This window comes from Bacillus sp. FSL K6-6038 (assembly GCF_038050455.1).
GTDB lineage: Bacteria > Bacillota > Bacilli > Bacillales > Bacillaceae_G > Bacillus_A > Bacillus_A pseudomycoides.
In genome coordinates this window covers 183,138-195,570 of the sequence record NZ_JBBOUH010000002.1, presented here as the reverse complement: position 1 = coordinate 195,570, position 12,433 = coordinate 183,138, and the positions used below count along the sequence as shown (strand labels likewise).

Annotated in this window: 9 protein-coding genes and 1 pseudogene; 6 read left to right on the top strand and 4 right to left on the bottom strand. The window is 36.2% G+C overall.

The features are described from left to right. The first annotated feature begins 20 nt into the window (after positions 1–20). From NSQ40_RS28620 to NSQ40_RS28600, 5 genes and pseudogenes are all read left to right on the top strand, one after another. Positions 21–926: an AraC family transcriptional regulator gene (locus tag NSQ40_RS28620; RefSeq protein WP_098136204.1), complete on the top strand. Its 906-nt coding sequence runs from the start codon at positions 21–23 to the stop codon at positions 924–926. Between the two features lie 148 nt (positions 927–1,074). After that, positions 1,075–1,182 (top strand): annotated as a pseudogene (locus NSQ40_RS28615) (IS6 family transposase); the annotation flags it as partial. A gap of 261 nt (positions 1,183–1,443) precedes the next feature. Then, positions 1,444–2,469, top strand: coding sequence for a LacI family DNA-binding transcriptional regulator (locus NSQ40_RS28610; RefSeq protein ID WP_033798303.1), 1,026 nt, complete (start codon positions 1,444–1,446; stop codon positions 2,467–2,469). A gap of 203 nt (positions 2,470–2,672) precedes the next feature. Further along, positions 2,673–5,807: a glycoside hydrolase family 2 TIM barrel-domain containing protein gene (locus NSQ40_RS28605; protein ID WP_098604121.1), complete on the top strand. Its 3,135-nt coding sequence runs from the start codon at positions 2,673–2,675 to the stop codon at positions 5,805–5,807. A 277-nt stretch (positions 5,808–6,084) separates the two neighbouring features. Beyond that, on the top strand, positions 6,085–8,148 hold the full coding sequence (locus NSQ40_RS28600) for a glycoside hydrolase (RefSeq protein WP_098159271.1): 2,064 nt from the start codon (positions 6,085–6,087) through the stop codon (positions 8,146–8,148). 95 nt (positions 8,149–8,243) lie between these two features. Here the strand turns inward: NSQ40_RS28600 and NSQ40_RS29585 are convergent, their stop codons facing one another. Together NSQ40_RS29585 and NSQ40_RS28595 are read right to left on the bottom strand one after the other, a co-directional pair. Next, positions 8,244–8,468, bottom strand: a complete 225-nt coding sequence (locus tag NSQ40_RS29585; RefSeq protein WP_367899899.1) for an IS3 family transposase — start codon at positions 8,466–8,468, stop codon at positions 8,244–8,246. Positions 8,469–8,517: 49 nt separating this feature from the next. After that, positions 8,518–9,225 carry an IS6 family transposase gene (locus NSQ40_RS28595; RefSeq protein WP_309440406.1) on the bottom strand — a complete coding sequence of 236 codons (708 nt, stop codon included), beginning with the start codon at positions 9,223–9,225 and terminating at the stop codon, positions 8,518–8,520. A 153-nt stretch (positions 9,226–9,378) separates the two neighbouring features. Between NSQ40_RS28595 and NSQ40_RS28590 the strand changes: the two genes are divergently transcribed. Further along, on the top strand, positions 9,379–9,879 hold the full coding sequence (locus NSQ40_RS28590) for a YxiF family protein (protein WP_018783007.1): 501 nt from the start codon (positions 9,379–9,381) through the stop codon (positions 9,877–9,879). 148 nt (positions 9,880–10,027) lie between these two features. Here the strand turns inward: NSQ40_RS28590 and NSQ40_RS28585 are convergent, their stop codons facing one another. Then, positions 10,028–10,735, bottom strand: a complete 708-nt coding sequence (locus NSQ40_RS28585; protein ID WP_341286183.1) for an IS6 family transposase — start codon at positions 10,733–10,735, stop codon at positions 10,028–10,030. 1,046 nt (positions 10,736–11,781) lie between these two features. Further along, a complete protein-coding gene (locus NSQ40_RS28580; protein WP_098114919.1) occupies positions 11,782–12,258 on the bottom strand; it encodes a DUF2716 domain-containing protein in 477 nt (158 codons plus the stop codon). Between the last annotated feature and the right edge of the window lie 175 nt (positions 12,259–12,433).

Genomic DNA, 12,433 nt, shown 5'->3' with positions numbered 1-12,433 from the left:
TCACGAAGAGGGAGAAGCCCATGGAACAAGCAATCTTTATGAAAAAAGAACAGCATCACTTCTCAAGCGAACTATATTTTGATTTTTGTGGTTTTTCAAAAACACTGCCTTTTCATACCTTTGGACCAGCTGTACGTAACAGCTACATTATTCATGTCGTGTTGGATGGAAAAGGAACGTACTATGTAAAAGATAAAAAATATTCATTAAAGAAAGGAAATATTTTTCTCATTCGCCCAGGAGAGTCGACCTTTTATCGCGCGGATGCAGAAGAACCATGGGTGTATGCGTGGCTGTCATTTGGTGGGAAGGTAGCAGACGAAATTATTTATTATTTGAGTTTTAAAGAAGATAACTACTCTGTTACTTCAACTAATATTCAACAATATTTGGATATTATCTTGGAGTGTATGAATTGCTCCCACGGTACATTAGAAGATGAATTAAAGTTGAATGAGTTGACCTATCGTTTTTTAAGATTATTACTTACAGATGGTGTCGAATTCTCAACAGGAGTAAAACAAAAGTTTTCACGACTAGCGGTTGAAGCGATGACATATATTGGAGAGCACTATGTAGAGGAGATTACAGTAAGTGATGTGGCGAATCATCTTGCGGTCAATCGAAGCCATCTTTCTCGGGTCTTTCACAATCATTTCGGGATGAGCATGAAGGACTGGATTTTAAGGGTGCGCATTAATCACGCAGCGTATTTACTTTCAATGACAAATGAATCGGTAGAGAACATTTCTTATGAGGCGGGCTTTCATAGTTTAGTAGTCTTTAGCCGCATATTTAAAAAAGTGACTGGAGAAACACCTACGTATTATCGAAAACGTATGTCGAAAGAGAATTTCCAAACAATCTCTTTATCAAGCTTGAAGTTCTTACTTGATGAACAAGAAATTATTTCACGGGCCACTTAGGAAAAATGAATGAAATTTCTAGAATAGCAATTATAAATTGGGGTAGCACCACACATCCATCAACTTAAGGATTTAGACTATTTTTGAAGTTAAAAGCACGTTACTATTCTCTTATGTTAATGAGAAAGGGTGACGTGCTTTTTATGAATATGCACCAAAAACAAGAGATCACAAGGATGCAAAGCGCTTTTTTAAGAAAGCTTTGCAGTCTTTTCATGTTTCTAAACCTCGTGTTATTACAGGCGATAAGAATCCAGTTAGCTTTTTAAATTCATATTATGTTTGCACCAGAATTAATAGGATAGACATCAGTGAAAAAAATCTGAAAAATGAAGTAATTCTATCGAAATAGTGTTGACAGCTTCTATTAGTATTAGTATATTCTAAATAGAAACCGGTTTCTAGAAAGCGGTTTCAAATAAATGGTTTAATTATTCTTGATTTATTAATCGTAACTTTGAAAAATAATAGCTAATTTATTTTTTAAAGATATATGAATTTATTAGGAGGAAGTGAGTTGGAAAAAAAGACATTCACAATCTATGATATCGCCGAAGCGACAAATGTTTCTCCTGCAACTGTATCGCGTGTCCTAAACGGAAATTATCCAGTTAGCCGAAAAACTAGAGAGAAAGTAATGGCTAAAATTGAGGAATATAATTTTCAACCTAACGGTATTGCGAGAAGTTTAACTAGAAAAGAAACAAAGATGATTGGATTTATTTTACCGGATATAACGAACCCTTTCTTTTCAAGAATTTTTATAGAAGTTGAAAAATATGCACTCATAAAGGGATACACCATTTTCTTATGTAACTCTATGAATGATAGTACCATGGAGTCTCTTTATTTAAGAGTTCTCTCTGAACGCCAGGTTGAAGGCATAATAATGATGGGTGGAAGGATCAATAAAACAGTAACTGTTCTTGAAGAGGCCAAAGAGGTCTTGGATGTTATGAGTAAAATACCTGTTTTAATGATCAATGGGGAAATGGAAAGTGTAGATTGTTATAAAGTAAGATCCGATGAAAATAAAGGAATTCGAATGATTGTAGATTATTTGGTGAAAATGGGTCACAAAAACATTGGTTTACTTGGAGGGAGAAAGGGAGTTACTTCAACTGATATTAAAGTACAGGGATTCATACAGACCCTTAAAGCGTACCGCTTAGTCTATAACACTAATTGGCACATATACAGCGAGTTTTCAGTAGAAAGCGGAGAATATGCGATGAGAACGTTGTTGCAAAACAGGGAATTGCCCACCGCCATTATTTGTATGAATGATATGATCGCTTCTGGTGCTTTAATTGAGTGCAACAATCAAAATATTAATCCTGAGAAATTTTCCTTTGTGGGATATGATGATACTTTTGTAGCTAGTATAGTGACTCCGAGCTTGACCTCTGTAAATCATAATTATAAAAAAATTGGTAAAGCGGCAGTCGATTTAATTATTGATGCAAAAAGCAAAAAAGAAGAGAAAAAAGAAATTGTAGTTGAGCCCTTTTTAACCAAAAGGAACTCGAGTCATTTTTGTTAAAAAGAAACCGGTTTCTATCGGGAAGTAAAATCGAAATTTCTAGTTATTGAAGAGAGAGACTTCTTTCGAGAAATCGTTAAATAACGTTGAAACCATATAAACAAATGTTGTAACACTGGTTGATATTCTTGATATAGAGTAAGAGTGATTATGACTATTTTTAAAATTAAGTAGAATTTTTCTTTCGGAAGGGGAGGAATAATATGTTAAAAACATTAAAGAAATTCAACTATACACCACCTAAAAATGGATATCCGGAATGGAATAACAATCCTGATATTTTTCAACTGAATCGGCTGGAACCTCATGCGACTTTGATGCCATATACAACGGTAGAAGAAGCATTAAAAGGGAATCGAAATACTTCTAATTATTATCACTGTTTAAATGGAGATTGGAAGTTTAGTTTTTCAGAAAATCCAGAAAAACGAATCCGGAATTTTTTCGAAAACGACTATGACGACAGTACATGGAAGGAAATAAAGGTCCCAGCACATTGGCAGCTTCAGGGATATGATTACCCACACTATACGAACCTGACATACCCATGGGAAGGAAGGGAAGATATCAAACCGCCGTTTGCTCCGACAGAGTATAATCCTGTTGGGCAATATAGAACGACTTTCACTGTACCGAAAGCATGGGATGGACAACCTGTCTATATTAGTTTTCAGGGAGTGGAGTCAGCTTTTTATGTCTGGGTTAATGCGGAGTTTGTTGGCTACAGTGAGGATACTTTTACACCAGCAGATTTTGACTTAACGCCTTATCTTATTGACGGTGAAAATAAGCTGGCTGTCGAAGTTTACCGCTGGTGTGATGCAAGTTGGCTTGAGGATCAGGACTTTTGGAGAATGAGCGGAATTTTTCGAGATGTCTATCTATATTCCTCACCAGAGGTACACATCTATGATTTTTCTGTTGCAACAGATTTGGATGAAAATTATGAGAATGCGGATGTAAAGATTCAAGCGAAAGTGACAAACTATTTTGAACGGAATGTAGGTAAAGTCTCGTTTGAAGCCATGTTGTACGATCAAGACAATCACAAAGTGTTTGATGAGCCAGTTACGGCTGATATAGTGATCGATGGTAAAGCTGAAGTGGTCTTAAATGTTTCAAAATTTGTAGAGAATCCATTGAAGTGGAGTGCAGAGCATCCGAATCTGTATACGCTTGTCTTAAGTTTGAAAGATGAAAAAGGTCACATTATTGAAACGGAAAGCTGTAAAGTCGGATTCCGAAAATTTGAGCTAAAAGACGGCCTAATGCAAATCAATGGGAAACGTATTGTCTTTAAAGGAGTTAATCGTCATGAATTTGATGCGGAAAAAGGACGTGCAGACATCAATTATGAGGATATGGTCCATGATATAAAGCTGATGAAGAAGTTTAATATCAATGCGGTTCGAACTTCACATTATCCAAATCATCCAGTATGGTACGAACTTTGTGATGAATACGGTCTTTACGTGATTGACGAGACGAACCTTGAAACACATGGTACATGGGAATATGGACAAGAGGAAGAGGGCGATACGGTACCGGGGAGTAAGCCTGAATGGACAGAAAATGTCCTTGATCGCTGTAATTCGATGTTTCAAAGAGATAAAAATCACCCTTCCATCATAATCTGGTCTCTTGGCAATGAATCGTTCGGTGGTGATAACTTTATTAAGATGCATCAATTCTTTAAAGAAAATGATCCAACAAGACTTGTGCATTATGAAGGTGTGTTTCATTATCGTGCGTCAGAAGCCGCGTCGGATATTGAAAGTACTATGTACGTTAATGTCGATAATGTGGAGAAATATGCTCAAAATAATCCGACTAAACCTTACATTCTCTGTGAGTACAGCCATGCGATGGGGAACTCGTGCGGGAATCTCTTTAAATATTGGGATTTATTTGACAAATATTCAATCCTTCAAGGGGCCTTTATTTGGGACTGGAAAGATCAGGCGTTAAAGACGAAAACAGCTGATGGAATTGAATATTTGGCTTATGGCGGTGATTTCGGCGATACACCAAATGACGGAAACTTCTCTGGAAATGGGTTGATTTTTGCTGATGGTACCATCACTCCTAAGATTTTTGAAGTAAAGAAATGCTATCAAAGTGTAAAAATTAAAGCAGTTGACTTAAAGAAGGGTACAGTTGAAATAATAAACCAACATCTATTTACGAATCTCAAAGACTATCAGCTGCAATGGGAAATCATGAAAAATGGAGAAGTAATTGAAACAGGGTATGAGATTGTGGACATTCAGCCTATTAGTGCCGATGTTGTTCAACTACCTTATCAGTTGCCGGAAGAAAGAGTAACATCAGATGAATATATCTTAACAGTTAGTCTTTGCTTAAAAGAGGAAACATTATGGGCAGAAAAAGGCCATGAAATTGCCTTTGAACAATTTATTATACCGGTTGAAAAGGTGGAAATCAAAACGATTGAAAACGACTATCCAGAAGTAAAGATAGTTGAAAGTGACACTAAACTTCAAGTAGAGGGTCAGGACTTTGCGATTGTTTTCAACAAAGAGAACGGAAACATAGAATCGTATTCTTATAAAGGTCATGAACTATTAAAGAGCGGCTTTGAACCGAATTTTTGGAGAGCTTCCACGGACAATGACATAGCAAGGGGAAGAGGGTTGGCTTCAAGATCTGCGACGTGGAGAGAGGCGGGCCAAAAAAGAGAATTAAAAGCGTTAACTATTGATCGTAAAGCTAATGTGGTAACTATCGAAGCAGAATTTCAGCTTTCAACAGATGCACCGTCACAATGTAAAATCCGTTATATCATCCTAGGTAATGGGCTTGTTGAAGTGAAGCAGGAACTTTGCCCTGGTGAAAAGCTTCCGGAAATCCCGGAAATTGGCATGATGGTCATCATGGACCAAGCGTTTGAAAACATCACATGGTACGGAAAAGGTCCTCATGAGAACTATTGGGACAGAGCAACAGGAGCAAAGATTGCCATCCATAATGGTAAAGTAAAGGATCAATATACTCCTTATCTAAAGCCACAGGAGTGTGGAAATAAGGTAGACGTAAGATGGGCGACTATTACAAATAATGAAGGAATCGGATTAATGGTTTCCGGATTGCCAACAGTTGAAGTCAATGCGTTGCCGTATACTCCATTTGAGTTGGAGGAACATGACCATCCGTACAAATTGCCTAAGAGCAATAAAGTTGCGTTAAGAGTCAATCACAAGCAGATGGGTGTCGGTGGTGATGATAGTTGGGGACAACCAACTCATCCGGAGTTTACACTTTATGCTAACCGAACTTATACGTATTCCTTCACTTTCAAGGGAATCGAAAAAAAATAATATAAATTGAATTAAGAATAGGACATTTGAGGGGGAATTCTAAGAGCTTTTATTATAATCTTGAAATGTAATAAAAGCCTTGTGTTTCCTCTTTTACAAAAAAGAGGTGTAAAACAAAACATGGAAAAATGTGAACATGCTCAATTACAACCAGTAAAACAACTGGGAGGTCCTACTTTAATCATGTGTACGGGGGGGATTAGGTTGTAATTAAAAAACGACAGAGATTCGCTTATAAAACATATTTAAAAACTAAATTAAAAGGAGGAAGCACTCAATGGTGTTAAGGAAATCAAAGAAAGTTGACAAAAAACTTATAACATGTAGTTTGGTCACCGGGCTTGCGTTCGGCGTGCTTGCACCCACAACATCAAAAGTCTTCGCAAATGACGAAACTGTTAATAAAGTGAATATTACTCAGGAGAATATTACCCAGGAGAAAATTAAACTAGACCCAAGCTACCAACATGCGCCCTTTGATGGATGGGGAACAGCTCTGGCGTGGTTTGCTAATATTACGGGCGGGTGGCCGGATAACATTAAAAATGAGCTGGCAGATGCTCTATATAGTGAGAGTGGACTTAATTTCAATATCGCCCGTTATAATATAGGCGGGGGTGACTCTTCTGAAACGATTCCATATATGCGTAAAGGAGGGGCGGTCCCAGGTTATTGGAATAGACCTGCTGAATATGGGCCACCAAATGGGAGTACTGAGAATTGGACTGAGCAGAAGAATTGGTGGAATCCCGAGACTCCCGAGCATTGGAATTGGAGTGCAGATGCCAACCAGCGATGGTGGTTGCAGGCAGCCAAAGGAAGAGGGGCAGATACTTTTGAAGCATTTTCAAACTCAGCTCCATATTTTATGACTCAGAGTGGATATGTATCCGGAAATTGGAATCCATGGGATGACAATCTAAAGCCTGATCAATATGAAAATTTTGCAAGTTACTTAACAACAGTAGTTGGACATTTACAGCAAGATATGGATATTGAATTTAAAACCCTTTCACCAATAAATGAACCAAATACAGGTTTTTGGAAAGCGAAAGGGAAACAAGAAGGATCAAACTGGTCTCCTGCATCACAAGCCAAAATTATCAATGAGGTAAAGAAACAATTGGATGAAAAAAGATTGAGTACTTCTGTGTCAGGTATGGACGAGACCAGCCCAGGGCATTTTAGACACGATTGGGACCAGTATGACAGTGCTATTCGCAACAACATTGGGCGGTTGAATGTACATACTTACAATACCGGTGACCGAATTGCGGTGAGAGATATTGCTAAAGGTACGGGGAAACCATTATGGATGTCTGAGAATGATCTCGGTCATGGCGGTGATGGCCAAAATCATGAGGATATCAGACCAGGACTTGCTTTATCAGAGAGAATTCAAGCTGATATTCAGCAACTGGAACCGAAAGCATGGGTTGCTTGGCAGGCGATTGAAGATGAAGTGAATATGGATCCTCAGCATGAAAATAGTAACTGGGGACTTATGCAAGTGGATTTTGCACCGAAAGATCCTAGTAATGTGAAGATAAATAAAAATAAAAAGTACTATACAATGGGCAACTACAGTAAGTTTATACGACCTGGTGACCAGGTGATTAATTCTAATAACCAGAACACCTTGGCGGCTATTGATAGCAAGAATAATTCGGTTGTTGTGGTCTATACAAACTCATCGTCAGAAGAAAAATCGATAAACGTTGACTTGTCCGGGTTCGAGTCTGTAAACGAAACTTCAGCAGCCACACCTTATGTGACATCAGCTGTAGACAATGTGCAGAAAAAAGAAGAAATCAAGATTTCCGATAAAACTTTATCGACTGTTGTTCAACCACAATCCATTACAACGTTTGTGATATCAGGTGTGAGTGGAGTGAATAAAAACAATATCTTTTTGAATACGCATGATAAATACACAATTTCCAGTGTGAATAGTGGAAAAGTGCTTGATAAGGGACTGGATGGTAAATCGATCGTTCAAAAAACCTATGATCGTGATAAAGAAAGCCAGCAGTGGAGCATTCAGAAAGTGACAAATGGATATAGCACGAAGGAATATTACAAAATTGTCGATACTGCGAGTGGGAACGTACTCGGTGTTGAAAATGGGTCTGCAGTTGTACAAAAGGATGATGAAAGCGCCGTTAACCAGAAATGGATGTTATCAACATACGGAAATCAAGAGTACACATTCATTAATGCACAGAGTGAAAATTTACTAGACGTAAGCGGTGAATCTAAGGAAGAAGATGCACCCGTCGGTGTATGGAAACCAAATGCAGGCAGCAACCAGGTTTGGAAAGTCGTCAAAGCTGGAATATAGAAAAACCAGTTCTGGTGCAAATAATATGTAGATTAGAAATAGCAGTGTAGATTCCGTTAGGAATCTACTACTATGCGGTGAGACCGAAGAGTTGATTAACTTGATTTGTTTTTGGACAGACTTCTTGGTCTTACCCCCGTCAAGTGGACAGCTGTAAAAAAAGACCATGCAGCCATCGAGATTCGATATTCAATCGGAGCTCGATGGTTAAGCCTTTTTTGGAATCGTTTGTAGTTGTAATGATAGATGTATGTTTCAATAGCTTGAATTAGTTCTTCCTTTGTTTGATAATAATTAAGATAAAAGGTTCTGGTGCAAATACTTACGAAAGATATGAAGAGGCGAAAAGTTTCCTAGTGGAATCTAGTCTTAAGCAGCAATTCCAAATAGTTGATGGATGAACTTCACTTGATTTTGGACAGACTTGTCCAGTAAAATAAGTTGCCCTTTTTTTACCATATGCATAGCTTCTATTCCAGAAATAATGGATGTAGCTGTGCGAAAGGATTTCAATCCTAACATCGAACGAACTCGCTTTTTAATAAACCGATGATCTTGTTCCACTATGTTATTGAGATATTTCACTTGCCTTAGTTGGATGCCTAATGGCATCTTTTTTTCTTTTCTCAATTCTTCAACTGCTATAGGATAAGTTGGATTCTTATCAACTGTTATAACACGAGGCTTTGAAACATGAAAAGACCGCAAAGCTTTCTTGAAAAAGCGCTTTGCAGCCTTCTGATTTCTTGTTTTGCTTAGGCAAAAATCGATTGTATTTCCTTGCGAATCAACAGCACGATACAGATACATCCATTGACCTTTTACTTTAATATATGTTTCATCGACTCTCCAAGAGTCATTTGTTTGTTTGAGATAACGTCGGATCCGCTTATCCAATTCAGGGCCATATTGATGAACCCAGCGCATAATGGTTGTGTGAGAAATGGATAAACCCCGTTCCTCCATCATTTCTACCAGATCACGAAAACTGAGGTTGTACCGTAGGTACCATCTTACCGTTAATAAAATAATATCAGGCTGATAATGCTTCCATTTGAATATATTTTCCTTTTCCATACCAATTACACACCCTCTTTAGATTAGTAGTATCAGTATGTCCAAGATTTATAGATTCATTGCAATTTTCCTAGCGTTTTCGCACCAGAACCGAAGATATTGAGGGTTACAAGAAAAAAGGCAAAAAATAAGAAACTAAAGGTGTGAAAAGTTTTGAGTAATGCGAATAAAAGTCGAATGGAAATTTTGAAAATGAAAGCAAAAAGAAACGCTAGTAGAAAGGAACTTATAAACGAACTTTCTAATATTATTACCGTTTCTATGGACTCATTTATGGATGCAGAATCTAATGATTTACTTTGTAAAGAATTATTTAATAAGCTAGAACAAAATTCAAATATAAAAAATTTTGGTAGTACTGATTATAAAGAAAATGGGAAACTATCAATAGCACTGTTAAAAGAAACAGCTAAAAGTATTAAATTTCCAGTTAATCAAGGAAGACTCTTTTTCTCTAGAGGTGGTAAAATTGAAGCAGTTAAGCTGAACATCTCTGAAGTATTTGATAATTTAGAAGAGTTATCAACCATTTCAAGATTTCTAACTGGGTATGCTGATTTTGTATTAGTTGGTGATGATTTAGAATTCGGTGTATGTATTGAGAGAACGGAATATTATTATGAATTTAGTATGTGGGGAATAACAACAGTTTAAAATACGAAAGTAAATAAGGCCGCCTCTATTTGAGAGCGGTCCTACTTATTATTTTACATATACCAATGTATTATAATAAAAAAGAAGGTTCTGGTGCAAAAACCATTTGATAGAGGTATAGAACCTACATGGCCTATTCAATGACAGATTATGATGCAAATCCAAATAACTTATGTATGAACCCAACTTCATTTTGTGCAGACTTCACCTGTAGGTTAAGTTGTCCTTTTTTCATCATATGCATGGCTTCAACGCCGCTCAATATAGAAGTGGCTGTTTCATACGACTTGAATCCTAACATAGAACGTACACGTTTCTTAATGAAACGGTGATCCTGTTCCACTATATTATTGAGATATTTAACTTGCCTTATTTGTATGCCTTCAGGCATATGTTTCTCTTCTTTTAACTCTTGAATCGCTACGGGATAGGCTGGGTTCTTGTCTACTGTTATAACACGAGGTTTACAAATATGAGAAGTAGCCAAGGCTTTCTTGAAAAAGCGCTTGGCTGCTTGTTTATCTCTTGATTCACTTAGATAAAAATCAATGGTGTTTCCTTCAGAATCTACTGCGCGATATAAATACATCCATTGACCTTTTACTTTCACATACGTTTCATCGACTCTCCAGGAATCATTTGTCGTCTTAAGATGACGTCGTACTCTTTCGTCTAATTCAGGTCCATATTGATGCACCCAACGCATAATGGTGGTGTGAGCAATAGACAAACCTCGTTCCTCCATCATTTCTACCAAATCATGAAAACTGAGGTTGTACCGTAGGTACCATCTCACAGTTAATAAAATCATATCAGGTTGATAATGCTTCCATTTGAACAAATTTTCCTTTTTCATACCGATCACACACCTTTTTCTAGAGTAATACTATCAGTATGTCCAAGTTTAGAAGATTACTTACAAAAGTTTTAGAGTTTTTGCACCAGAACCAAATATACTATTCCTTCTGAATTGGTATGTATGGTGATTTCAATTAAAAGAATAGTATATTTTTTTCGTCTTGGGGGGAATTCTTTTTCTTGGCTTGATAGCGATGGGGTAGCACCATATGCCCATCAACCTAATACTTTGGAGTATCCCAAAACAAAAATTTCACCTCACTACAGTTGTCTATGAGAATTCAGTTCATTTTTTGTTTTAGGGAACAATTAATTTCTAATACATGTCTTAATGCGAAAATGTGATAGTTCATTACCTCCCTATATGCAATATTGCATATAAGAATGTATTGATAAAAATGTAAGCGCTTACTATAATGAAAGCATAAAGATAAATCACATCTTAGCATCAACAACAGAGGAGGAAATAATATGACAATCGCAATGGCAGTTTTATCATTCTTAGGTGGAGTACTTCCATTAGTAACAGAACTTTTAAAAGCAGTAATGTAAATTCATTGTTCCACAATTATTTATAAAAATTATCATACCTTAATACGAAAAAAGAGGAGGAAATAATATGGCAATCGCAATGGCAGTTTTAAAATTTGTAGGTGGAATCATTCCATTTGTACAAGAACTTTTAAAAGCAGTAATGTAAGTTCATTATTCCGCAATTATTTATAAAAATTATCATACAAATGATCTGTATATCAAAGATGAATTGATGTGCAGATCATTTGTGTGAGCAAAGTCCCTTTAGCATTATTAAGGGACTTTTTTGTTATTAATAAAAGTAAATTTTTTAATATTAGTTTACTTTCATTTCCTTGATTTTATTGAATTCATTTCATTTTATCCATTCCCTCTAAAATCGCTAACAAAAGTATACATCCAAAACACTACAAATAAAGAGGATAGGGCATCCATGATTAAAAAAAAAGCTAGATCCATACTAGCTTTTTCATATAATTCCCATTAACTGTAGTAAAAAGTTATACTCTATTATTTTTTTATATTAGATCTCAATTCTTTAAATGTTTCAATTAATTTTTCCCCGAAAATATAAATAGTTTTTTCCCAAGGATGTCCTAAATAACCCCATTTAAAGTCTTTTTGCAAAAAGAAATAATAATCTCCATCCGGAAAAAATGGGATTTTCCATTGATGATCATCTTCGTTTAGATTTAAATTTAAACTAGGATTCATCCAGTAGCCAGCATGCTGCCAATCTAACGCATATATATATTCATGTTCCTTGGTACATAGAATAAGAGCTGCCAATAATATATGATCAAAAATATTATAGTCGTCATCAGTCCATTTTCCTTCAAAACAATTAGATAAATCATAAGTAATATATGGACAAGAAAATTCAAATGATTGGTCACCATCTATATTAGGATTAAAACAAAATTCATCTTCAAATCTATCCCAAACCTCCTCATACTCTTCCCTATTTAACAAAATCCACTTATTCAAAATCATTACCTACTTTCTAATACAATCACATAATTAAAAATAACATGATGAAACTGTTTATTCTATTCGCACCTAGTTACCATAACACCACTTCTCGGTAGCAAACATGGTAATGCCGTAATTACATAAAGAAAAAAGAATCCCTTATGATTTCTGGGATTCTTTTTCTTGTTTA